The 25,280-nt window shown below is 52.5% G+C and carries 19 protein-coding genes and 1 pseudogene; 11 read left to right on the plus strand and 9 right to left on the minus strand.

The genetic code is table 11. The features are described 5' to 3' along the window. The first annotated feature begins 6 nt into the window (after positions 1-6). Positions 7-345: an integration host factor subunit alpha gene (locus tag AC5L4R_RS06325; protein ID WP_494472564.1), complete on the plus strand. Its 339-nt coding sequence runs from the start codon at positions 7-9 to the stop codon at positions 343-345. 73 nt (positions 346-418) lie between these two features. Further along, the gene (locus AC5L4R_RS06330; protein WP_494472603.1) at positions 419-1,375 is read left to right on the plus strand and encodes a tRNA dihydrouridine synthase; all 957 of its coding nucleotides are present in this window, start codon (positions 419-421) and stop codon (positions 1,373-1,375) included. On the opposite strand, the gene AC5L4R_RS06335 is transcribed toward AC5L4R_RS06330, so the two are convergent. Next, positions 1,372-1,794 (minus strand): MAPEG family protein, encoded by a 423-nt coding sequence (locus tag AC5L4R_RS06335; RefSeq protein WP_494472563.1) that lies wholly within the window; start codon positions 1,792-1,794, stop codon positions 1,372-1,374. The two genes, AC5L4R_RS06330 and AC5L4R_RS06335, sit on opposite strands and share 4 nt — an antisense overlap. A gap of 66 nt (positions 1,795-1,860) precedes the next feature. After that, a complete protein-coding gene (locus AC5L4R_RS06340; protein ID WP_494472562.1) occupies positions 1,861-2,277 on the minus strand; it encodes an OsmC family protein in 417 nt (138 codons plus the stop codon). 587 nt (positions 2,278-2,864) lie between these two features. Between AC5L4R_RS06340 and AC5L4R_RS06345 the strand changes: the two genes are divergently transcribed. Continuing rightward, a complete protein-coding gene (locus AC5L4R_RS06345; protein ID WP_494472561.1) occupies positions 2,865-3,374 on the plus strand; it encodes an RNA pyrophosphohydrolase in 510 nt (169 codons plus the stop codon). An 85-nt stretch (positions 3,375-3,459) separates the two neighbouring features. Here AC5L4R_RS06345 and AC5L4R_RS06350 read toward each other — a convergent pair whose 3' ends face one another. The 7 genes and pseudogenes from AC5L4R_RS06350 to pilG form a co-directional block, all read right to left on the minus strand. Beyond that, positions 3,460-4,017, minus strand: coding sequence for a cytochrome b (locus tag AC5L4R_RS06350; protein WP_494472560.1), 558 nt, complete (start codon positions 4,015-4,017; stop codon positions 3,460-3,462). 152 nt (positions 4,018-4,169) lie between these two features. Then, on the minus strand, positions 4,170-4,721 hold the full coding sequence (locus AC5L4R_RS06355) for a hypothetical protein (RefSeq protein ID WP_494472559.1): 552 nt from the start codon (positions 4,719-4,721) through the stop codon (positions 4,170-4,172). A gap of 44 nt (positions 4,722-4,765) precedes the next feature. After that, a complete protein-coding gene (locus AC5L4R_RS06360; protein WP_494472558.1) occupies positions 4,766-10,564 on the minus strand; it encodes a hybrid sensor histidine kinase/response regulator in 5,799 nt (1,932 codons plus the stop codon). A 152-nt stretch (positions 10,565-10,716) separates the two neighbouring features. Continuing rightward, positions 10,717-11,733 (minus strand): annotated as a pseudogene (locus tag AC5L4R_RS06365) (methyl-accepting chemotaxis protein); the annotation flags it as partial. Positions 11,734-12,268: 535 nt separating this feature from the next. Beyond that, positions 12,269-12,727: a chemotaxis protein CheW gene (locus tag AC5L4R_RS06370; RefSeq protein WP_494472557.1), complete on the minus strand. Its 459-nt coding sequence runs from the start codon at positions 12,725-12,727 to the stop codon at positions 12,269-12,271. A 75-nt stretch (positions 12,728-12,802) separates the two neighbouring features. Continuing rightward, positions 12,803-13,168, minus strand: coding sequence for a response regulator (locus tag AC5L4R_RS06375; RefSeq protein WP_067059286.1), 366 nt, complete (start codon positions 13,166-13,168; stop codon positions 12,803-12,805). 142 nt (positions 13,169-13,310) lie between these two features. Continuing rightward, positions 13,311-13,700, minus strand: a complete 390-nt coding sequence (pilG, locus tag AC5L4R_RS06380) for a twitching motility response regulator PilG (protein ID WP_067059288.1) — start codon at positions 13,698-13,700, stop codon at positions 13,311-13,313. A 304-nt stretch (positions 13,701-14,004) separates the two neighbouring features. Here pilG and AC5L4R_RS06385 point away from each other — a divergent pair, with 304 nt between their 5' ends. The 8 genes from AC5L4R_RS06385 (at position 14,005) to AC5L4R_RS06420 (ending at position 24,991) form a co-directional block, all read left to right on the plus strand. Continuing rightward, on the plus strand, positions 14,005-15,261 hold the full coding sequence (locus AC5L4R_RS06385; protein WP_494472556.1) for an efflux RND transporter periplasmic adaptor subunit: 1,257 nt from the start codon (positions 14,005-14,007) through the stop codon (positions 15,259-15,261). Positions 15,262-15,288: 27 nt separating this feature from the next. Continuing rightward, positions 15,289-18,423 (plus strand): efflux RND transporter permease subunit, encoded by a 3,135-nt coding sequence (locus tag AC5L4R_RS06390; RefSeq protein WP_494472555.1) that lies wholly within the window; start codon positions 15,289-15,291, stop codon positions 18,421-18,423. 330 nt (positions 18,424-18,753) lie between these two features. Next, the gene (locus AC5L4R_RS06395; RefSeq protein WP_494472554.1) at positions 18,754-19,371 is read left to right on the plus strand and encodes a Spy/CpxP family protein refolding chaperone; all 618 of its coding nucleotides are present in this window, start codon (positions 18,754-18,756) and stop codon (positions 19,369-19,371) included. Positions 19,372-19,674: 303 nt separating this feature from the next. Then, complete coding sequence (locus AC5L4R_RS06400; protein WP_494472553.1) at positions 19,675-20,409, plus strand: response regulator transcription factor; 735 nt, start codon at positions 19,675-19,677, stop codon at positions 20,407-20,409. A 98-nt stretch (positions 20,410-20,507) separates the two neighbouring features. Then, complete coding sequence (locus tag AC5L4R_RS06405; RefSeq protein WP_494472602.1) at positions 20,508-22,118, plus strand: sensor histidine kinase; 1,611 nt, start codon at positions 20,508-20,510, stop codon at positions 22,116-22,118. A gap of 207 nt (positions 22,119-22,325) precedes the next feature. After that, on the plus strand, positions 22,326-23,066 hold the full coding sequence (locus tag AC5L4R_RS06410; protein ID WP_494472601.1) for a methionine ABC transporter ATP-binding protein: 741 nt from the start codon (positions 22,326-22,328) through the stop codon (positions 23,064-23,066). Between the two features lie 160 nt (positions 23,067-23,226). Next, the gene (locus AC5L4R_RS06415) at positions 23,227-23,922 is read left to right on the plus strand and encodes a methionine ABC transporter permease (RefSeq protein ID WP_494472552.1); all 696 of its coding nucleotides are present in this window, start codon (positions 23,227-23,229) and stop codon (positions 23,920-23,922) included. A 61-nt stretch (positions 23,923-23,983) separates the two neighbouring features. Beyond that, on the plus strand, positions 23,984-24,991 hold the full coding sequence (locus AC5L4R_RS06420; RefSeq protein WP_494472551.1) for a MetQ/NlpA family ABC transporter substrate-binding protein: 1,008 nt from the start codon (positions 23,984-23,986) through the stop codon (positions 24,989-24,991). Positions 24,992-25,280 lie beyond the last annotated feature (289 nt).

The raw sequence follows: 25,280 nt of genomic DNA on the forward strand, positions 1-25,280 counted from the left end.
TGTACTATGCGTAACTCAACTGCTGTAACGGCTGCCGACAAGGCATGTCACACATTAACCAAGTCTGAAATGGTCAGCCATTTGGTCGATGATTTGAATTTGACCCGCCAGCAAGCGCGGCAATTCGTCGAGCGATTTTTTGATGAGCTGTCCAAAAACTTGATCAGTGGGCATCAGGTCAAGCTCTCAGGCTTTGGCAATTTTGACATCAAAGACAAAAAACGCCGCCCTGGGCGCAACCCCAAAACAGGCGAATTGGTTTACGTCAGCGCGCGTCGTGTGGTGACATTCAAGGCAGGGCAAAAGCTGCGCCGCTCTGTGGAAGACAATTTGTTTGCCAGCTGATTTGTCGCCCATAACACCCCAAACGCCGCGTTTGTCGCCCGATTTTAGCCGCCCCCAGTTTGTCCTTGCGCCCATGCAGGGCTTGACTGACCCGTTGATGCGGCAAGTATTGACGGGCGTGGCACGGTATGACTGGGCGGTGAGCGAATTTATTCGTGTGACCCAAACGCTGCTGCCTGCCCATGTGTTTTATACGCATGTGCCCGAGCTGCTACACGAGGGTGAGTTACGCGGCAAAACCATCCACGGCACGCCTGTGCATGTTCAGCTTTTGGGCAGTGAGGCGGACTTGATGGCGCAAAATGCCTACCGCGCGGTCAGCCTTGGCGCGCAGGCGATTGATATCAATTTTGGCTGCCCTGCCAAAACTGTCAATAACCATCGCGGTGGTGCGGTGCTGCTCAATGAGCCCGACAGCGTCTATAGCATCATCCACGCGGTGCGCCGCGCGCTGCCTGCCCACGTGCCTGTTTCGGCAAAAATTCGTTTGGGCTATGCCGATACCAGCTTGACCCATGAGATTGGCGATGCGGTGCAAGCGGCAAACGCCAGTTGGCTGACGGTTCATGCGCGTACCAAAACCCAAGGCTATAAGCCACCTGCCTACTGGTCGCTGATTGCGCCATTGCGCGCGCGTCTGCGGCTGCCGATTATCGCCAACGGTGAAATCTGGACACCTGCCCAAGCAGCACAATGCCGTATTGAGGCAACCACACCGCACTTGATGCTGGGGCGTGGGGCGGTGACACGCCCCGACTTGGTCGCCCAAATTCGCAGACAAGATACGGGCGCGCCGCTATCTGCGCTAACTTGGCAGGACTTGCTCACGATACAGCGCGAATTTTTGGCAGGACAGGCTAAAAACGACACCGTGTTGATTGGACGCTACAAACAGTGGCTTGCCATGCTGACCGATGGCTACCCCGAGGCACAGACTCTGTGGCAACGTGTCAAACGCATGACAGCACGGGACACCATTTTAGCCACCTTACTCACCGCTCACGAAATGCCGCTCCACCTCACACCCTAGGCCATGCGATACACCAAATACATCAATAGCAGCGGACACGCCAGCCCCAATGCCCACACCGCCGAGCGAAAAAACGCCCAGTTGGCGATATATGCCAATCCATACAGCACACGCAAAAGCACATACAGCCACGCCAACGCGCTGACCACTGACAGCGGCACAAAATACACCAATGCCAAACTAGCCGCCACCAAAAACAGCGGCAAGGTTTCATAGCTGTTTTGCTCGGCTGCCCGTGCGCGCGCCGCCGCTCCTGTGGCATGTGCCATAAACTCACGCGGCGCGGCATTATCCTTGCCGCTAAAGCCTGCCAACATTTTGCCAATCGCCACCCACAGTACAGGCAGCAGGCTTGCCACCACCATTGCCACCACCACACTGCCTGTGGTTGCAGGCAGCCAATGTAACAGCGTAAACATCCCCACCCCCCTAGCTGTTTTGATTCAGCTGTTTTGATTTAGCCGTTTTGACCCAGCTTACATCCGTTACGCTGTTTCGATGATTTCAAAATCGTGGGTGATATTGACGCCACCTGCCACCAACATGCGCGACGCTGAGCAGTATTTTTCTGCCGACAGCTCAATCGCCTTTTGCACCTGTGCAGGTTTGATGTTATGCCCTGTCACGACAAAATGTAAATGAATATCGGTAAACACCGCAGGAATCGCGTCCGCGCGCTGTGCCTCAACGTGGCAGCGCACATCCGCTATGGCTTGGCGCGATTTTTGTAAAATGCTCACCACATCATAGCTGGCACACCCACCCAAGCCCATCAAAATCAGCTCCATCGGCTTAGCGCCCAGCGTCTGCGCCGAGTCCATCACCACGCGATGCCCCTGTGCGCTTTTGGCAGCAAAGTTAATCGCATCGTCATTTTTTAGCCATTCGATATCAACGTTCATCGTTTTCCCCATTATCTGTCACACACGTGCTAAGTGTGCCCATGATTGGGCTTATTATGCCGATTTCATCATCTTGAAACAATTTATAGCAAATAAACATTACACTTTTTGCCCAAAAACTGGTTTAATAGCCCCAAAGGACAGTCAAAGCATTGTCAATATTTTTATTGTGTGGTAAATGCTGTTTTAGCCAGCGCGTTGTAACGCGTATTTTGTAAAAAGTGGTATGACAACAATAACAGGCGCACAACGTCTGAGTATCGCGGTAAATACAAGCGGCTTGGGGCGATGTTTGACCCACCTCAAGCCAACCGTTTGGTGATTTGGATTAAATTGCACTAAGGTTCGCCAATGCCCATGCGTCAGATTTTTGACCCCATGCACACACTGGTACACGCGTATGCCAACGTTGGCTTGCGCTGATTGGTTTAATCTTGCCTCACGGCCACTGCCCGATACGACCGCGCGCGAATGTTAGCTATGAGATGACGTGTTTTTCATCTATACACCGCGCAATCACGCTAAAATACGACAATGTCAGACTGTGTATTAAACCGTACTACATGATTTAATCACAGGTAACCGTCATGATTGATGCAGATGGCTTTCGTGCCAACGTCGGTATCATCTTGGCCAATACACACGGGCAAGTGCTGTGGGCAAAACGTGTCGGGCACAATGCCTGGCAATTTCCACAAGGTGGCATTGATGCGGGCGAGTCGCCCACCGATGCCATGTATCGCGAGTTGTGGGAAGAAGTCGGGCTTTACCCCAAACACGTCAAACTGTTGTCGCAGACCCAAAGCTGGCTGCGCTACCGTTTGCCAAAGCGCTACATCCGCCAAGGGCAATATCCGTTGTGTATTGGGCAAAAACAAAAATGGTTTTTGCTGCAGCTGGATGAAAAAAATACCGAATATATCCGTTTTGATACCGCCAAACCCGAGTTTGACCACTGGGAATGGGTCAGCTATTGGTATCCATTGAACCAAGTGGTGTCATTCAAGCGCAACGTCTATCGCCGTGCGCTGCTTGAGCTGTCACCGCAGTTACCGCTACGCTCAGAGCTGTTATTGCCGAGTGTACGCGAACGCTAACGGGTTGAATAAAATTTAATCGTTATAAAAAACCGCGTCAGCCAATCGACGCGGTTTTTGTTAGCGTGAGGTGATTGTATCGCCATCATTTTATCATGCGTCTGATCAAGCCATCTTTACGAATCCATTGGTGATACAACGCGCCCAAGATATGCAGCCCCGTGAACGCCAGCAACGCCGGCCACAAGATATCCTTGTGCCAACCAAGCAGCGTCCGCGCCAAATCGCGATTGGTTGCAACCAGCGTTGGGATGTCAAATAAACCAAAAAAACTCACATCGTAACCGCGATACATGGTGGCAAACCAACCTGCCAGCGGCATGGCAAGTAGCAGCACGTATAGCATGGCATGGGTAAAATACGCCAGCAGGGTGTGCCAACGCGGCATGGGCAGTGGCCTGGGCGCGTGACTAACGCCGCGATTGATCAGCCGTGCCAGTGTCCAACACAGCATACTCAACCCAAACGCCTTGTGTAAGCTGATAAAATCGCCGTCAAAGTTTTCATCCAACACAATCATCAGCCACGTCAGCAGCAACAGCAGCACACTGACCCAATGAAAAATACGCGCGCTTAATGCCCAGCGGTAGGTATTGTGCGGCGTCAGCGCTTGCGGCGCTTCACGATATGAATACAATGCCATTTGTGTCCAATGTCCTGCTTATTTGCCAGATGATTTTATCAACTTATCAAAAACTTGGGCAAAATCTTAGCACAGCGTTGGGTGTCTGCACCATCTTTATTTATTGGCGTTGTTTTATCCATCGCGGTTTGGCACAAAGACGGTGATCTGCATCAGCTGTCTAAGTCCACCAAAAAGTGCGATAGCTTGTCTAAATTGGGCACGATACACAGCTCATCCTGAAACATAATCGGCTGATAAACATAATCTTGCCGTGTGGCAATCGGCGTATAGTTCGCCCCTGCGACCACAGGTGCGGCTACGACTGGCGATGTGGGCGCGTCGGCATCTTGGTGTGACGCAGCGTTTGTGTCATCGTCCAAGGTTACGTCTTTGATATCAGCAATCCGCACGGTGTGGTAGCTGATTTGCCCTGCAATTTGTAACCCCAAGCGGTGCACATCGGTCGCGCTTTCTACCACGACAATTTGCGTCGGCTCGATGGATTTGGGCAGTAGGTGATAGACCGCAACGTCCTGCCCGCGCCACAAATACGTCCAAATACGCTCGTTAAAATCCTCCACCGCCAAAACCAAGTCACGTGGAATGATCCAATCGGGCGCATCCACCGCAGGGATACGCACAATGTCTAGCTGCGCGCGTGTGATGTTCAGTGAGCTAAGCGCTTCTTTGTCTGAAAAAGCTCTGATAAAGTTTTGTGCCATGCTGGTTATCCACGATTTTTAGCGTACATCATTTGTCTTGCCCGTCAGGCTTGTGCGGTATAATGCGCCAATGCATTCAACAATTCTTGCTCTTGGAACGGCTTACCCATGTAGTCAGTCACACCGATAGCCAACGCGCGCTCACGGTGTTTTTCGCCTGTACGTGAGGTGATCATGATAATCGGCACGTCTTTGAGGCGCGGATTGTGGCGCACTTGGGTTGCCACCTCAAAGCCATCCATGCGCGGCATCTCAATATCAAGCAGCATGATATCTGGCGTGAGGGTTTGCAGTTTTTCAAGCGCATCAACACCGTCATTGGCGGTTTGGGTTTCATAGCCGTTGCGCTCAAGCAAGCGTGAGGTTACTTTACGCACCGTCACCGAGTCGTCGATAATCAGCACGACAGGTTTTTGTGAGGCAGATTTTTTTGACTTGGTGTCGCTGCGTTGCGGGCTTGCGCCCACGTTACGCATCAGCGCAATCAAATCCAAAATCAGCATGACCGAGCCATCACCCATGATGGTGGCAGCAGAAATGCCTGCAATGTGCGATACTTGCCGCCCCAATGGCTTGACAACCATTTCGATACGCGAGCCTGCCAACCCATCAACTTGCAGCGCCAAGCGTTGTCCCGTTTCGTTACGGATGATGATAACAGGCACGCTGGTGGTTTGTTGGTGTAGCGCCTCTAGCGGATCGCTGCCGTACAGGATTTGGTTGAGATAGCGCAAACGATAATCCGCGCCATCAAGCGCAAGCGTGTTGGCACTTGAACGGTGAAAATTGTAAATCATCTCAGGATTGACGCGCACGATACGCGCAATCTGCACAAGCGGAATGGCAAAGTAGCGATCACCTGCGCGTACCATCAAGGCATCGGATACCGCAACGGTCAGCGGCAAGCGCATGGTAAAGCGTGAGCCTTTGCCAAGCTCTGACTCAACCACAACGACACCACCAAGCTGCTTGACCTCGTTTTGCACCACGTCCATCCCCACGCCGCGCCCTGAAATCTGCGTCACTGAAGCGGATGTGGATAAGCCTGCGTTAAAGATATACTGCATGATATCAAGCGGTTTGAGTGAAGTGTCATCGGCATCAATCAAACCACGCTCAACCGCTTTACGGCGGACAGCATCAACGTTAATGCCGCGCCCGTCATCGGTCAGATGAATCACAATCTCACCGCCTTCACGCAGCACCTCAAGTGTGATTCGCCCTATACGGGGCTTGCCCTGCTCGATACGCTCGGCACTGTTTTCAATCCCATGATCGACGGCGTTACGCAGCATATGCTCAAGCGGTGAGGTAATGCGCTCTAGGATGTTACGGTCAATCTCGCCTTCATCATTGATGATACGCAGCTCCACCGCCTTGCCCAAGTCTGTCGCGGTTTGGCGCACAATCCGCTGCAAACGTGGTGTGATGCGCGAAAACGGTACGGTTCGTGAGTTCATCAAGCCGTCTTGTAGCTCAGTTTGCGTGCGCGATAGCTGAAGCAATAGGTTTTCGGTATCACGGGTTTTGTCAAGCATCGTGTTGTTGATATCAAGTAAGTCCGATGCTGATTCTGACAGCGATTTGGATAGCTGGTTTAAGGCTGAATACTGATCCATCTCTAGCGGGTCAAAGTCATCTTGCATCGCCGCTGCTTGGGTGTCACCGATTTGCGCCAAAATCTGCACCTCAAGCTCAGTCTCCATCCGCCGTAGCTGATCGGCAAGCCGCTGTACGGTGATGCCCATTTCCTCAATGGTATTGGTGAGGCTTGAAATCCCCATCTCGATACGCGCGCGGTTGATGGCAGACTCCCCTGATAGGTTAATCATACGCTCCATCAAGCCTGCCGAAATCCGCAGCATCTCAGCATTGGTGGTCGTTTGCTCTTGCACGACTTCAAAGTTGCCCTGCATCGATGGGATAACCGACAAATCGCGCTCGATGTTTTGTGTGCTTTGTGCCAACGCGGTGTGGTACAGCTCGATTTGCTGAATTTGTTTTTCTAGCGTGGTTTGCGGAATTTCATGCAAGCTGTCGGGGTCACGCAAAAACGCTATCAATGCTTCAATCAGCGCGGTTGGGGTTTGTGGGTTGTAGTTATTTTCTAGCACAAACACAGCGCTTGCCAACCAGTCATGACAGCTTGCCAATAGGTTGATAATCATACGCGTCGCAGGCTTACGGCGGCTGCCAAGCTCTTCGTAGATGGTTTCCATCTCGTGGGCAAGGTTTGCCATGCCTTCAGCGCCAACCATGCGCGCGCCGCCTTTGATGGTGTGGAGCTCGCGTTGTAGGGCTTGTAGCGCATTTAGGTCGCTGTTGTTGGTGCGAAACTCTTGCAAATGCTCACTGCTGCTGTCGATTAGCTCGCGCGCTTCTTCTAAGTACACGCCAAGCAAATCTGGGTCAGGCTCTTGCCCGTGCCAAGTCTCTAACCGCCGTGCCTCCAGGTTATTGACCACCTCGGGCGTGTATTCGGCAATGGCTGGCAAATCAATGACATCAATCGTTGTCGCCTCAGACGCTTGTGCCGCTTGTCGCATCTGCTTGACCAAGGGTGGTACGCGCAAGCGCAAACCATGCACGTGCTGGCGACCGCTGGCAATGTTGGCAAGCTGCTCAATAAAGCGCGTGGCAAAAAATGTGCGTTGGTGCTGGGTCAGCTGATACAATTGCGCATCAAGGGTCTCATGCACTTGCTGCATGACCTCGACCATCTCAGGGCTAGCCTCAAGCTGCTTGATGGCAAGCGCGTGATACAGCATTTCGGCATAGCGCGCCAATTCAGCAATGCTTAGCAGCCCAATCATGTTGGCACCGCCTTTGAGCGTGTAAAAATAACGGCGTAACTCCACCACAGGCCCTGTGGATTCAAGGGCGTTTTGCCACTGTACAAAACTGGTTTGGATGGCTTCACGCAGACCTTGCGCCTCTTCAGTAAACACGTCCACCAAGTCGATGTCGGTGTCTATCGGCTCATAAACCAAGTCAGCAAGCTGTGCTGCGTCATCAAGCGTTTCAAGGCGGTTCATCAGCGTCTGAATGCTTGACTCATCAATATTGATATTTAGGCCAGCCGCGATGGCATCACACATTGCAATCAGCTGCTCATGTAGCTTCGCTAACGCATTGGTCAATGCCAAATCCTGCAAAAATTCAGGATTTTGCTGTAGCACTTGATACGCCTGCGCCAGTGCGGTGGTCAGTCTGGCGTGTTTATAGCCGCTGCAGCGTTCGTTGAGCCGCGCAGCTTGCTGGGCAAGTCGTGCGATAGCCGCTGACCAGTCCGATAGCGGCGCATCAGCGGCGACTGGTGGGTCGTCGGTCACAGGGGCGGTGACCTCGGCCTCTACCGTGTCTTCTTGCTGTGTTGATTGGCGTGCCAAGCGCGCCAGTGCGCTGACATCCACATCAAGCAGGGCATCAATATCCAGCGCAAGTAAGTCATGCACGCGAAGACCCTCGGCCACCTGCGCGTTATCAAAACGCGCAACCCAATCTTGCAGCATGGGTGCGATGGCATCGTCTTCCACCGCATGTTTGCTGGCAGGCTGTGCGTGGTACTCACTGATTGCCTGCCAAATCTCATCACGCGCTTGGATAATCAAACCAATTTGGCTAGCTGTTAAGCCCTGTTCACACGCCATCAAATCGCCAAGCGCGGTTTCTAACGCCGCGCTGATGGCATACACCGTTGGCATGTTGGACAGTGCCGCGCCACCGCGCAAGGTATGAAACGCGCGCACCAACCCGTCCGTCACCAGAATTTCGGCAGGTTGTTGGTCATCCGCATCCGCTGCCGTCACAGGTTCAGCCGCCGCTGCTGCACGCGCAAGCTGAATAAAATCGTCGATTTTTTCGAGCAGCTCTTGTGCTTCTTCGATGAAGATATCATCGGCAATCGCGCCCAAATCGTCCGTATCAGCTGCCACCAAATCCTCTGCGCCCACATCGGCAGTCACTGGCGCATCGGTTGCGGTGTTTGCGGTTGTGGTAAGTGCCGCATAGTCAAGCGTTGCCTCAGGCTTGGCATAGGCTTGGGCGGCGGCTTGCCACAAAAACACGTCATCGGGGTAGCCAGACTGCTCGGCAAAGCGGTCCACCAAGCCGTCAAAATTGGCTAACACATCGGCCAATAGCGTGACTATGCCCCATGACACTGCTACGGTGTGATCAAGTACCCGATTGAGCATGTTTTCTACCGACCATGCCAACTCGCCCAGCTGATTAGCACCCACCATACGCCCTGAGCCTTTGAGCGTATGAAAGCCACGGCGAATTTCTTTGAGCGTGTCTAAATCATCGGTGGCATGTTGCCAGCTATCAAACAACGGGCGAATGGTGTCTAAAACCTCGTGCGCCTCTTCGATATAAATTTCTTGAATATCTTCATCGGCAGGCGCGTCCGCCACAGGCGCGACGCCATCGACCAAGGCTTGCCAGTCGGCTGGTAATGTGTCTGACGCGGCAGGCGTGGCGCTGTGTATTGCGTCTTGTGCAGGCGCTTGTACAGACGAGGCATTGCCATTTGTTGGTGCGTCTATACCTTGGCCATCTTGGCCTTGCACTGCCTCTGGGCTTTGTGCCGTCACAGCTTGCGCGTCAATAACAGGCCCGCTGGCACTTGCCGTGGGCAAGCCTGCATCTAGCGGCTGTCCATGTAGCAAATTGGTGGCTTGTAGCACGACGACAGCAGGGTCAATACTTGGCGGTTGTTTTTGGCTAAAATCCTGCACCAAGGTCGGGATTTTGGTGTGGGTGTCGCTGATAAATGCCACCAACTCATCGCTGACAGGCAGTGTACCATCCAGCACGCGGTTGAGCATGTTTTCTACCGCCCATGCCGTTTCACCAAGCATAAACGCGCCAACCATACGCCCTGAGCCTTTGAGCGTGTGAAAACCACGACGAATGTCTTTGAGTACGGTCAAGTCAGACGGATTGGCCTGCCAAATGGCTAAATTGCCAGCCATTTCATCCAAGACTTCCTCGGCCTCTTCAATAAAAATTTCGCGGATATCTTCATCGCTGCTGTCATCGTCGGGCTTTAGGCTTGCGCGCGCGGCGATTAGCGCGTCGGACTCTACACCATCAACCACTGAATCGGCTAAATCCAACTGAGTAACTGGGGCATAACCCTCAATGGTTGGCGCGTGGGCACTAGCCGCTTGCGCCCAATCATCTGTCTTGCCTTGTAAAATCTGCTCAATGTGCGTCAGGTTTGCCTCATTGATGGTTTGATGGGTCAAATCCGCCAACACCTGTTTAAATTCGGCCATCGCAGCGATGGCACGCTGACAAAGCGTGGCCTGCTCGGGTGCATCGGCTGAGCCAGCGCTTTGGGTAAGTCGTTGCAACTGCTCGGCAATCTCTGCCGCACGCGTGAGCTGTAGCCCCTCAAACAGCTTGATGAGCGCTGAAAAATCCAACACTTGTGCCGCTTCCACGGCATTTTGTGATGCGGCTTGTTGTAAAGCGGATTGATTGGCGGCAAGCTGCGCTTGGGCGGCAAACAAACTGGGCTCATCGCCACGGGCGGATGTGCTGGTCAAAATATCCGCCGCTTGCAGCAAATAGCTATACAAGTCTTGCAACTGACGTTCTACCTGCCAACCCACACTGGCCGTCAGCGCGTCATCTTGTGCCATCAGCTCGGCATCGGCCAACACATCGGCAAGCGTTTGGCTTTGCTGTAGCCAGCCTTGTTCGGCAAACTGCTGCGCCAAAGTTTGCAGGTTGAGCAGTGCCTCGGGCGTGCCAACGGCATAAATCGCCTGCTCAAGCGCCGCCATGGCTTGGGAAAATAAAGGCTCGGTTTGGTTGGTGGTTGTTTGAGACATGGTCACCCACTTCATTTGCGTCAGGTTTGCCGTTAATCTGTAAAACCTAGTGTTTTTTTAAATTTTGTGTAAAAAAGGGTGAAACGCGCTTTCACCCTTTTTGTCCAATCATTGGTTACACCGAACCCAGCGCGATGGTCGGCGCGATGCCATTAGTGCGTCAGCATCTCATCGGGTAACTTAAAGCCCGATACCGATTGTTGCAATTCGGCCGCCATCTCATTGAGCTGACCGATTGAGCGTGCGGTCGCCAGTGTCCCCGAGGTGGTTTGTGAGGTAATATCTTGAATGACGTTCATTGTGTTGGAGATATGACCTGCCGATGCTGCCTGTTGGCGCGCTTCGTTAGAGATGTTTTGGATCAGTGCCGCCAGGTTGTTAGAGACCTGTTGCACCTCTTCAAGTGCTTCACCTGCGTCTTTGGCAAGGCGCGCACCGCGTACCACCTCGGCGGTGGTAGATTCCATCGACATAACCGCCTCGTTGGTGTCTGCCTGAATGGTTTTGACCAGTGTTTCAATCTGTTTGGTCGCGGTTGCTGAACGTTCTGCCAAGCGTTGTACCTCATCGGCAACCACCGCAAAGCCGCGCCCTGCTTCCCCTGCCATCGATGCCTGAATGGCGGCATTTAAGGCCAAGATGTTGGTTTGGTCGGCAATGTCATTGATCAGACCAACGATGTTACCAATCTCTTGCGATGATTCGCCCAAACGCTTGATACGCTTAGAGGTTTCTTGAATCTGGTCACGAATCGTGTTCATCCCATCAATGGTGCGCTGTACCACCTCTGCCCCGTTGTGGGCAATCGCCACCGAACGGTCGGCAACCTGTGCCGATTCGGTCGCGTTGGACGATACTTGGTCAATTGATACCGCCATTTGGTTGATTGCCGCAGACGCGCCTGCAATTTCTTGTGCTTGGTTTTCTGACGCTTCGGCAAGCTGCACCGCTGTGGTTTGGGTATCCACTGAAGCCACCGCGACGCGCTCGGCTGTCGTGTTAATCGCTGATACCAGTTGGCGTAGTTGGTCAATCGCAAAGTTCACCGAGTCGGCAATCGCGCCTGTAAAGTCCTCGGATACGGTGGCATTGACCGTCAAGTCACCTTCTGCCAAGTCGCCCAATTCGTCAAGCAAGCGCAAAATCGCCATCTGGTTGCGCTCGTTTTCTTCTTGAATCTTGCGTGAGCGCTCGGTTTCTTCTTCCATCGCTTGGCGTTGGCGCTTCATATCTTGTTCACTAGCCAGCTGGTCAAACGATTGCTTGGCCGAGATTTGGCGATACGCCACATAACTGACCAAACCGATACCCACCAGCACGACCAACGCAGGCAGCCCGATGTGTAGCAGCAGGTTTTGATTGGCTGCTTCTGCTGCGCTCACTTGCGCCATGGTGTGGGCAAAGTTGTACACCATATACAAAAACGCGAGCACCGTCAGCGCGATAAATAGCCACAACAAGCCTGCGCCTTGATTTGCCGCTGTTGCCTGTGTGGCAGGTTGCAACGTGCCCTGACTTGAGCCAGCAGCGTTTTTTTCTAAAGTGGTTGGACGACTAACCATGCGTAAGCTTCCTCAATTCAGTGGATCAATCACTCTCATGTTCACGTTGTGGTGTGTTTGCTTGGCTTAGGCGTGTTGTCTGAGGGTTAATTTTTACAAACCACCCCAAGCGTAAGCCTTGGTATTATCAACTTATGCGCTTTTATAAAGCTGCATCAAGGTAGCGGCGATCTTCGGCCAGCAAACTGGGCATAAAAATGTACCAATACTCATTTTGTTGGTGAAACCGCCCGTGGGTGTACGGCGCAAGCGCAGATTGCTCCGACAGCGCAACAGGCTCATATTGACGCTCATAAAACGTCATGATGCCAACGACTTCATCCACTTGTAGCCCACTAAACAAATTGGGCTGGTCAATCACCAACAGCTTTTTTTGCCGCGATTGGCGCGCGCTTTGTGCCAGTCCCAAAAAATTTGCTAAATCCGTCAATGGCAGCAGCCGCCCGCGCACGTTGGCGATGCCCATCATCCAAGGCTGCGTTAAGGGCAAGCTGGTAAAATCAGGTACCGATAACACCTCGGCAACATCACCCAACGGTGCAATAAGCTGATAATCACCGACCCGAAACGCCACACCTTGCCATTGCGATGTCTCATCCAAACGTCCGCCTCGTTTGCGACGCTCGGCGCGATTTGCTAAACGTAAAAGCTCAATAAATCCATTAGACGCCACGGCTTATTGTCCCAACAGTGAGCCGATAATTTGGATGAGCTCCGCCTCATTGACGGGCTTGGTCAAGTAGTCTTTGGCACCTTGACGCTTGCCCCACACGCGGTCAGTTTCTTGGTTTTTGGTGCTGATAATCACGATCGGAATATGCGCGGTGGCGGCATCACGGCTGATTTTACGTGTTGCCTGAAAACCGTTCATCTCAGGCATAACCACGTCCATCAAGATGATATCTGGCTTTAGCTCATTGGCTTTTTGGATGCCCTCTTCGCCCGTATGTGCCTCGATGATCTCATGCTGATGACGCAGCAAAATCTCACGAAACTTTGCCATTTCGGTGGGTGAATCATCAACAATCAAAATCTTAGCCATGGTTTTTCCTTATCAGTGGTTAACTATTTTTAAATTATCAATTAACGCAATTATTTTATGACGATATCCATACCCAGCAAACTTTTACCCAATGGCTATTGGGCATGGCTGCCTGTTTGATCAGGCAAATTTAGCAAACCAATTAAGCTTGGGCAGGGCGATAACGCTCGATTGCATCAAACAGTTCTTCTTTACTAAACGGCTTGGTCAGATATTCATCTGAGCCAACAATACGCCCACGGGCTTTGTCAAATAAACCGTCTTTAGATGACAACATGATCACGGGCGTGTCGGCAAAATCGGCGTTGTTTTTGATCAGCGCGCAAGTTTGGTAGCCGTCAAGGCGTGGCATCATGATATCAACAAAAATCAAATCAGGGTTGCTGTCGGCGATTTTTGCTAGGGCATCGAAGCCATCGACCGCGCTAATAACCTCGCAGCCTGCTTTTTCTAGCAAAGTTTCGGCAGTGCGGCGGATGGTCTTTGAGTCGTCAATAATCATGACTTTTAAACCTGAAAAATTCGCGTCCATAATTGTGTCCTAATTTGATGTCAGTTTGTATCGGCAATCATGCTAAAATATTGCTAAAAATATAGCACACTTTTTAGCCAAAGATAAACCATAAAACTTGACTAAATGACAAGTTGGTTTAAATTTACGATAACGCTGCCTAAAATACGCCATCTGCTTACAAGACAGCCACCAAATGGGCGATATTGGGCGCAAAATAACGCATTGTCAGCGTAAGGCAAATCGTCTAAACTGGTTTTTTTGTGTTATTGTTTGGCGGTTTGTCCTCATTTATCTGATTTGGTAAGCAAGGTTGATAAAGCGTATGCGGCAACTTAATCATCTGATCATCCAACGCTGTTGGGTCATCGGTTTTTTGGCATCAAGCCTTTTGCCATTGAGCCTGACCGCATGCAACCGCAATGCCAATGAACCAAGCGCAGCACAGGAGCGCGCGTCCATCAGCCGCCAACAAAGTGCCGCCAACACCTCTGCCCCTGAAGCGGCATTGGCAGATGATGAAATCGCGCTGATTGGCGATGATATCACCACCGCCAAGGCCGAACGCTATCAGCCCAGCACCACCGTGACAGGTACGCTGCAAAACGCCGAACAAACCGCCGTGCAATCCACCGTCAATGCACAGGTTCAACAAGTACTTGCCGATGTTGGCAGCGCGGTCAAACAAGGGCAAGCGTTGGTGGTGTTGGATATCGCTGATACGCAAAACCAGCTATCACAAGCCGAAGCCGACGTTGCCGCCGCCGAAGCACAAGCTAAAGTCGCTGACACCTTGGCACAAAAAAATAAAATGCTGCTAGATAAAGGCTTTGTCGCCCAAATCGAGTATGAGCGCAGTGTTGCCGACGCCACCGCGCAGCAGCAAGCCGTGATCGCCAAACGCGCCCAACTGGCCAATATCAAAAAACGCTTTGGTGACACCACCATCAAAGCCCCAAGCGATGGCGTGATTGCCAGCCGCAGTGTCGATGTCGGGCAAGTCGTCGCGCCCAATCAGACCTTGATGCAAATTGTTAATCCCAACAAACTTGAGTTTGCCGCCAACGTACCCAGCGAGGCGCAAAGCCAGCTTTCGGTTGGGCAAAGCGTGCCGTTTAGCATCGGCAATCAGACCGACCGCGCCAGCCAAGACGCAAGCGGCGCGTCTTTGACCACCCAAAGCACCGCGCCATACGTCGGGCAAATCAGCCGCATCGCGCCGCAGGTTGATCCCACCAGTCGCCAGCTGACGATTTATGTCGCCGTGCAGCCCAATAAAGATTTACGCGCAGGCATGTTTGCCACAGGCACACTGTCTTATGGGCAGGTGCAAACAGGCGTGCTGTTGCCTACCACTGCCGTGCGTTTAGACAGTGCAACCGCCACGCCCACAGCAACGCCACAAACGGGTATGGTGTGGGTCATCGGGCAAGACCACCGTTTGCGCCATCAGCCTGTGACCATCATTCGGCAAGACCCACAAACCAACCAGTATTTGGTCAGCGGTATTGAGGCAGGCACGGTGGTGACGACAGTACCACTGATGCCCGATGACGCAGGCAAGCGTGTGGTAGTCAAGTAGTTTTTTGCCAGTGCGTGAGGCGTTATCATGTGGCTAACCCGAATCAGTATCGCCAATCCTGTGTTTGCCACGATGATGATGTTGGCGTTTATGGTGGTGGGGCTGCTTGCCACCCAGCGTATGCAGGTCGAGGAATTTCCCGATATTGATTTTCCGTTTGTCGTCATCAGCACAACGTACGCAGGCGCGTCACCTGAAGTCATTGAGTCCGACATCACCGAAAAAATCGAAGAGCAAATCAACACCATTGCAGGTGTCAAAGAGATTATGTCGGTATCGCGGCAAGGCTTGTCGCAAGTGATTGTCCAGTTTGACCTCAACATGTCCTCAGATGTTGCCGCGCAAAATGTGCGTGATAAGTTGGCACTGGTCACGCCGCAGTTTCGTGACGATGTGGATGACCCGATTGTGGCGCAGTTCAACCCTGCTGATATGCCCGTGTTGTCGGTGGCGTTTGACAGCCCGCGCATGAGTATCGGTGAGCTTTCGACGTTTTTAGAACATGATGTCAGCAAACGCCTACAAACCGTGTCGGGCGTTGGTCGGGTGGATTTGCTTGGCAATCGCCCACGCCAAATTCGCATTGCGCTAGACCCAGAGCGTATGAACGCCTACCGTGTGTCAGTCAATCAAGTGGCAAACGCGCTCAAAAATGACAACGTTGAGCTGCCTTTAGGCACGCTTGAGCAAAACAACCAACAAACCATCGTCCAAATCAATGGGCGTGTCAAATCACCTGCCGAATTTGGGCAACTGGTGGTGGCACAAAACCGCACGCCTTCAGGGCAAATCGTGCCCGTATACTTATCACAAATCGCCCAAATCCGCGATGGGCAGGCCGATGCTGCCTCAGCGGCGTTGGTCAATGGCAAGCCTGCGGTGGCAATGGATGTTATCAAAACCTCAGATGCCAACGTGCTTGCGGTGGTTGATGGCGTGCGCAAACGCTTGGCACAGATTGAACAAACCTTGCCGCGTGATGTGCATATGCAGGTGGTGGCGGACAGCTCGGTCAATATTCGCGGTGCGCTTGGTAATGTGGTGCGCACGCTGATTGAAGGCGCGATTTTGGCGGTGTTTATCGTGTGGCTATTTTTGGGGTCGTGGCGTTCGACGATTATCACGGGTTTGACCTTGCCGATTGCGCTGCTTGGTACGTTGGCGGTGGTGTGGTTGCTGGGTTTTAGCATTAACATGATGACGCTGTTGGCGTTGGCGCTATGTATCGGGCTGTTGATTGATGATGCGATTGTGGTGCGTGAAAACATCGTCCGCCATGCGGCAATGGGTAAACCGCCTCGACAAGCGTCACTTGACGGCACGCAAGAGATTGGTCTGGCGGTGGTGGCGACAAGCTTGGTGATTGTGGCGGTATTTTTGCCTGTGGCGTTTATGGGTGGGATTATCGGGCGGTTTTTTTATCAATTTGGTGTGACGGTGTCGGTGGCGGTGCTGCTGTCGATGTTGGTCAGCTTTACCCTTGACCCGATGCTGTCATCGGTGTGGCATGACCCCGACGCGGTGGCAGGGCATCACGGCGCGCGTCCGCGTTTTGTTCGCCAGCCATTGGCGTGGGTGCTGTGGCAGTTTGAGCGCGGTCTGACGTGGCTGACGGGTGTGTATAGCCGTATTTTGCGCTTATGCTTGAAGCGGCGTTTTGTCACTTTGTTGATCGCGCTAGGCTCGTTGGTGCTGGCCTTTGGCGCGGCAAGCTTGGTGGGTAGTGAATTTGTCCCACAAGCTGACATGAATGACATCACCGTGCGCTTTGAAACACCAACCAACGCCAGCGTGGACTACACCCAACACAAGTCTGCACAAGTGGCGCGTGTACTTGAGGCAATGCCCGAGGTCACGCGCACATACGCGGCGGTCAATACGTTGGCGTACAGCGGTGATAACCATGTGCAAATCAAAGTCACGCTACTGCCCAAGGACCAACGCCAAAGTTTGACCGCGATGACCCAACGCATTCGTGGACAACTGGCGCAAATCGGCGGTATCCAAGTGACCTCGGTTGCCGCGGCGGACAACACGATTGGCGGCGGCGAAAAACCCATTCAAATCTCCATCACAGGCGATGATTTGGGCGAACTTGCGCGGCTTGCCGATGATTTTATGACACGGCTTGACGGCATTGCAGGCTTGATTGATTTAGAAAGCACCTTGACCGATCCCAAGGCCACCGTCAATGTCACCATCGACCGCTTGGCAGCCAATGACGCAGGGCTGTCGGTTGGGCAAATTGGGCAGGCGTTGCGCCCCCTACTGGCTGGCGACAATGTGACGACATTCAAAGACGCGCAAGGCAACAACATCGATGTGAATTTGCGCCTACCCAATGATGACCGCCGCACCATCGCGCAGTTGCAGCGGCTGTATTTGACCTCAAGTAAAACCGACGCACGCGGCGTACCGCTGTTGATTCCGCTGTCACAAGTGGCGCGTTTTGCTGCCACCACGGGCGCGGCACAAATCAACCGTCGCGACTTGCGCCGTGAGGTTGTCGTCAAGGCCAACACCAACGGCAGGCCAGCAGGCGACATTGGGCGCGACATCGCGGCTGTGCAAGCGCAGATGAAATTGCCAGCTGGTTATGGCTTTGCGGTGCAAGGTGCTAACAAAGACATGGCAGAATCATTGGGCTATGCCGCAACCGCGTTGCTGTTGGCAATCATTTTTATTTACATGCTGCTAGGTTCGCAGTTTAAGAGTTTTTTGTACCCTGTGGCGATTATGGCAGCGTTGCCATTGTCGCTGGTTGGGGTGTTTTTTGCCCTGTATCTGTGGGGCTCGACACTCAACATTTTTTCTATTATCGGCATTATTATGCTGATGGGGCTGGTGTGCAAAAACGCGATTTTGCTGATTGACTTTATCAAGACCGCGACCGAAAACGGGCAAGACCGCCACAGCGCGATTATGCAGGCAGGACAAACGCGTTTGCGCCCAATTTTGATGACGACCGCCGCGATGGTCATGGGCATGGTGCCGCTGGCGCTGGGTGTGGGCAAAGGCGCAGAGCAGCAAGCACCGATGGCACACGCAATCATCGGCGGTGTGCTGACCTCGACGCTACTGACCTTGATTGTCGTGCCTGTGATTTACACCTATCTGGACGATGCCAAACATTGGACCTTGGGTAAGTTTAGCAAACGCTAAGCAAAGTCTTAAATTTTTTGGGCTAAAATGAAATACTTGCTTACATTTTTCTAACGTAGAATCATACTTTAGCATAACAAAATTTTTATCATTTGCGACCGTAAACCTGTGCTTTTAAACGCAAATTTACAGCAACGCGTGATAAAAACCTGAGTGCCACAGTGTGTCAGCCGTGCCATTGCCAAAGTCTTAAGGTTACGGTTGGGCGTGACTGCCTTGTACAGGCGATTGTCTTGCTTTAAGCAAAACGTCAAACGCTCAGTTGTGTGATGATGAGCCAAACTTTGGCATACGGTTGGATTAGTTAGCAAATTACTGGAAACTTTTAGCATGAAATATTTAAAGCTACGCCCCAATTTACCTATCGTTGGCAGTGTGTTGGCGGCAAGCCTGCTGTTTAGCGGCTGTGCGTCCAGCAACGCTGCCAGTACCACCACCGCCAAACCTGTGATGCAGCCGCAAGCTTATTCCCAGCCTGCCCCACACGGCGACCCACGCAAGCCCAAGCACGCCAAACGCGGTAACGGGTGGAAGGATTTAGACCTCACCGCCACGCAGCAAGCCCAAATTGAGCAAATCAAAGCGCGCAACAATGTGGCGATGAAGCAGCTTAAGGCCAGCATCGCCCAGCAAGAGGCGACCATCGCCCAACAAAAACAAGCAGGCGCGAACACGGCCACCTTGCTTGCCTTGCACCAGCAACGCCAAAACAGCGTTGAGCAGATGATGGCACTCAAAAAACAACAACGCCAGCAAATGCTTAGCGTCTTGACACCAGAGCAGCAGCTGAAGTTTTATGAACGCCAAACCAAGCGCGGCTGGGATGATGGCAAACGGGCAAAACACGACAAGCACGACAAACGCCGCCCCATGAATGGCACGCCTAACAGCGCGTGGCAGTCACCTGCGCAAGGCAGCAATGCGGTGCAACCCGTTAATGGGCGTTAAGACAATGTGCGTTAAATAGCCATTAAACCCATCGTCAATCTGGCGAGTGGTTTATTAAGCATTGCCCCCAGCGCGCTTATGGTGCGTTTGGGGGTATTTTTTTGGTCATGCGTTTGGCCTTGTGCCAACGTTACGCCAACCTAGCAACATTTTCGCCACCTTTAGCCAACGTTTACTAATCGTTAAGTATGTCAAAATCGCCTTGATTTTGCCCAAATTGGTACTATGATGGCGTGAGTGAGACTTATTTTCTTTTAAATACGATTAAATTTTGACCGTTTAATCCCTCAAGAGAGCAACACAATGGACGACACCACCAGCACCAAACATATTTTGCTGATTGAAGATGATCCCGATTTGGCGGAGTTGATTAGTGAATACTTGGGCATGAATTACTATGATATCTCTCACGCGCCAACGGGCGGTGAGGGTTTAGAAATTTTGGGCAATCCTAGTCAGCCTGTGGATTTGGTGATTTTGGATTTGATGTTGCCCGATATGGACGGCATGCAGGTGTGCCAAAAAATCCGCCAGCATAAAGACAGCCGCTTAGCGCATGTGCCCATCATTATGCTGACCGCCAAAGGTGACACCACCGACCGCGTGCTGGGGCTTGAGATGGGCGCAGATGACTACATTGCCAAGCCGTTTGAGCCGCGCGAGCTGTTGGCGCGTATCCGTGCGGTGCTACGTCGTCATGAATTGCCCGTCCATCAGCAGCAAGAGGACAATTTGGTGTTTGGGCGGCTTAAGGTCTATCCCGATAGTCATGAGGTCACCATCGATGATAACCCTGTGCGCTTGACAACCCACCAATTTCAGCTGCTGCACTATTTTGCGACCCATTCAGGCAAGGTGCTAAGCCGCGATCAATTGTGGCACGCGATGCCAAACGATGACAGCAGCGACAACATCGACCGCGCGATTGATGTGCATATCTCACGCTTGCGCGCGCTGATTGAAGACAACCCACGCCAGCCCAAGCGTATCATCACCGTGCGCGGTGTGGGCTATCAGTTTGCCACCGACCAAGTGTAATTGCTGGTTCTGTGCCATCAAGCGGCGTGCATAAAGCTTTTGCCGACTTGATGGCTTTGTATTTTTAGTCCCTATCAAGCCTGTCACGAGTCACTGCCATTTTGCGCGTCAAATTTAACAGCCTGTTTTTTAAAATCGTCGTCAGTGTGATTTTGGCGTTGTGCGTGTTTGCAGGCGCGATGATGCTTTTGACCCATCTGGTGCATGACACCTCAGACAAAACGCGTCACCAAATCATCGCCACCCAAGTCACCCAACAGCTTGAGCCGCTGCTGGTTGAGCTGCGCGTGGCACAAGACCAACGCCAATACCTAGAAAGCCGCTATTTGATGGCGCTGATTCGGCGCAGTTTTTCGCTGTACGGTGATTCACTCAATGCCAAGTTTGCGCTGTATGATGGGCAGACACAAGACGCGCTGCTGGCCATGCAGGGTTTGCCACCGCGTTTGCCACCGCAACCGCCGTGGTTTCGGGCGTTGTTTCCGTTTGATGAACCCAAACACCCACTGGATGTGCAAATTGTCAGCCCGTCGGGCTATGTGCTACTGTACCAAGCCAACACGCCTGCGCAGTCGCCATTTGCGCCATTTTTAAATTTGTTCACAGGCACATTGTTGCTGCTGGTTATCATGTCGGCGGCGATTTGGATATTGACCCGTACCTTGACCAATCGCATTGATGAACTGTCTCAACAAATGGTCAAATTGGGCGCAGGCGATTTTAGCGCGCGCGTTCAGCCAACGGGCGATGATGAGCTGACGATTTTGGCGCGCGGCTTTAACCAAACCGCTGAGCGCATTGAAACCTTGATGAATGCCAATAAGCTGCTACTGGCGCATGCGTCGCATGAAATTCGCACGCCGATTACGCGCATTCGCTTGCAGGTGGAGATGATGGGCATGTTGGCCAGTCAGCTTGATGCCGCAGGGCAGCAAAAATTTGCCAAACGCGCCGATGCCATCAACCGCGATTTGACGGGGCTAAATGACTTGGTCGAAAGCATTTTGTTGGTCAGCCGTATGGACGCAGGGCACGCCATCGAACAGGTGGAAGTCATTGATTTGTATGACCTCATCAAAAGTGAAGTGCAACACTACGCAGGCGCGACATTGGTGGGCGACCATCTGACCATCGAGGGGCAAAAAAGCCTACTGACCCACATGGTGCGCAACTTGCTTGATAACGCGTATCTGCACGGTGTGCCGCCTGCACAAGTGCGCCTATACGCCATTGACGATACTGGGCAGCCGCTAGCAGCCGCCCAGCCGCCACTGGCTTTGGCTGACAATGACACTACCCCCAGCGACCGTCCTGCCGACACCACACCCAGCAGCCTGCCAACCGATGAGCCCCATACCGCGCCCAATGCCGCAACCGATTTGGCACAAGATACCAAAACCAATAAGGAGCTCAAAGACAAAGACAAGCCCAAATCCCCACGCTTTAGCCGCAAAAAACCTGCACCCATCGCGTATCCATTCATCCAAATCGCCGTTATTGACCAAGGTACGGGCATCGCACTTGACAAACGTGCCGACGTGTTTAGCCCATTTGTGCGTTTGCAGCAAGATAAAAAAGGCTCAGGCCTTGGTCTGTCATTGGTCGCGCAAATTGCCGCCGCGCACAACGGCACAATCATCACCGACACCGTGGACGGGCACACACGGTTTTTGATCACCCTGCCCGTCAGCCAAGACAAGCCGTCGTAAGCATTACGTGTTTTGCGTCATTTTATTGGTCAAAGTGGCATTAACCGCCTGCCAAATTTAACCAACACGGTGCGTTTATTTTGGCTAAAATTGTGTTAAAATTTGCACCTTTTGGCAAAATTGGCTTTTGCCTTGGTTGGGTTAAAATCGCATTTTTTGGGTCAAGGTTAGAACATTTTGGCAACCACAAACGAGCGTAAAACAGACATGATTGTCTTAGATGGCGTAAGTAAGCGCTTTGTTGGGCAAAATGGCGATTGGTTCACCGCCGTTGCACCCACGTCGCTGACGATCGCCCAAGGCGAGATTTTTGGCCTGATGGGATATTCAGGCGCAGGCAAATCAACGCTGCTGCGGCTAATTAACCTACTTGAACGCCCCGACAGCGGCGCGGTGATGGTTGATGGGCAGGATTTGACCCAACTTGGTGGCAAGGCACTGCGCCATGCGCGGCAAAACATCGGCATGGTGTTTCAGCAATTTAACTTAATGGCAAATCGCACCGTTGAGCAAAACGTGGCGTTTGCCCTGCAGGTGGCAGGCTGGCAACGCGCCGATATCGCACCACGGGTGGCAGAGTGCTTACAAATCGTTGGACTTGCCGACCGCGCGCGCCACTACCCTGCGCAATTATCGGGCGGACAAAAACAACGCGCTGGCATTGCGCGCGCCCTTGCACCGCGTCCGCGTGTCATGCTGGCAGATGAGCCCACCTCCGCGCTTGACCCTGCTACCACGCGCAACGTGCTGGACTGCTTGCAACAGATTAACCAAGCGTTTGGCGTGACGATTGTCATCGTCACCCACGAGATGTCCGTGATTCGTAAGCTATGCCATCGCGTGGCACTGCTTGAGCAAGGGCAACTGCTAGAGGTCAGCGACGTGCGTGACGGGCAGATTTTGGCGACCACCGCGTTGGGGCAATCGCTGGTGCATGAGGATTTGTAATTAATTTTAAACACTACTGCAATAAAATTTGCTAAAAACAGCTGGCGGTTTGGGCAGCTTGTGTTGGGCTACACGCAAGCTCACACGACCGACTGGCCTTTGTGGCGCAAGTTTTGGCAGTTGGGTCACATCTTTGGCAGGATATTGGCATAACGGCGGCATGACAGACACACTTCAACAGGCATGGCAAACAGCAAGCGCAAATCTTTGGGCGATGCGCGATGAGATTTGGCAGGCATTTTGGGAAACCTTGGTGATGCTTGGGATTTCTAGTGCGGTGTCCATCATCGGTGGGTTGTTGGTTGGGGTGGCGTTGTTTATGACCAGCAAAAACCAGCTGGCTGAACGCGCTGGTGCTTATACGGCGTTGGGCGGATTGACCAACTTGATTCGGGCATTTCCGTTTGTTATTTTGATGATTGTGCTGATTCCGCTGACGCGGCTGCTGGCAGGCACGACGATTGGCCCGATTGCCGCGTCGGTGGCATTAAGCCTAGCAGGGCTGTTTTATTTTGCACGTTTGGTTGAGCAAAACCTACGCGATGTGCCGCGTGGGGTGATTGAGGCGGCGCAAGCGATGGGCGCAAGCCATGGGACGATTGTGCGCCATGTCCTGCTCAATGAAGCACGCGCAAGTTTGGTCTTGAGTGCCACCACGCTGATGATTAGCTTACTGTCATACAGTGCAGCGGCAGGCATGATCGGTGGCGGTGGGCTTGGCGATTTGGCAATTCGCTATGGCTACAACCGCTACCAAAACGATGTGATGATTTTTATGGTGATTTTGTTGGTGCTGATGGTGGTGGTTATCCAAACCGTTGGCAACCTGTTGGCGGCAAAATTGGACAAGCGTTAAACCACTTGGCGATTGTGCCGATTTTTAGACGTTAATTGTCAGTCATTAAAAAGGAACTTTTATGCAAATCGTAACCCCCACCCTACCTACACGCCGTTTGGCACAAATCGGGCTGATTGGTGTGGCAAGCTTGGCGTTATTTGGTTGTAACAAAACACCAGAAGCCACAACGGCCACCCCCGATAGCCAAACCGCAAGCGCCCTTGCCAGCCAAGCGACCGCCCCTGCGGCAAATGCCAGCAACACAACCGACAGCAATGCCACTGCTGGTACGCCTGACCCCAACAAGCCGCAAATTGTCATCGGCACGACGGTGGGCGATTTTGGCGATATGGTCAAAGATAGCATTGAGCCACAGCTTGAGCAACAAGGCTACAAGGTCAAGTTGGTTGAGTTTTCTGACTATGTGCGTCCCAACCAAGCGTTGGCCGATGGTGACATCGATATCAACGTATTTCAGCACAAGCCGTATTTAGACGAATTTAAAAAACAGCACAATCTTAATTTAATCGAGGTGTTTCAAGTACCGACTGCGCCATTGGGCTTGTACAGTGGCAAGCTGAGCGCACTTGACGAAGCCAAAGACGGCATGAGCGTGGCCGTGCCAAACGACCCAAGCAACTTTGCGCGCGCGTTGGTCATGCTCAATGAATTGGGCTGGATTAAACTCAAAGACAACATCGACCCTTTGACCGCCAGCAAAGCTGACATCGCTGAAAATCCTCAAAACATCAAATTGGTTGAGCTAGAAGCCGCGCAGCTACCACGCTCACGCCAAGATGTGGATTTTGCCGTCATCAATGGCAATTACGCGACCAGCTCAGGCATTAAGCTCACCGATGCTTTGTACCAAGAGCCAAGCTACGCTTATGTCAATTGGGCGGCGGTGCGCCAACAAGACCAAAACGCGCCATGGGTACGTGATGTGACTCATGCGTACAATTCAGACGCATTCAAACAATACGCCCACCAAACCTTCCCCGGTTATAAATATCCTGCGATTTGGGGCGAAAATACAGCCACTGCCAGCAATGCGCCTGCCACAGTAGTTGCCAGCAACGCGCCGTAACACGTTGTTTGCCGCCTTGCTTTAATCACGCGGTTTTGAGCAAAAAACCGTGTGAACCCAAAAAAAGCATTTGCTCATCTAGCCAATGCTTTTTTTATTCGTGGGCTTTAGCCTGCGCGCCTGCTTTCTTGGCAACCCCTACGCGCCTGCGCCTAAAGTCACGGAACTGCGGCAACGAATGATAAAAACTCAGCGGCATCAAAGCCGTCATCCTTGACTTCCTCCCCTCCCTATCGTTCGGGGATTCCTTCTGCAAGACGGTTAGACCTGCCGCAAACCTAAGACAATG

It is taken from the genome of Faucicola sp. SE7633, from assembly GCF_059264685.1.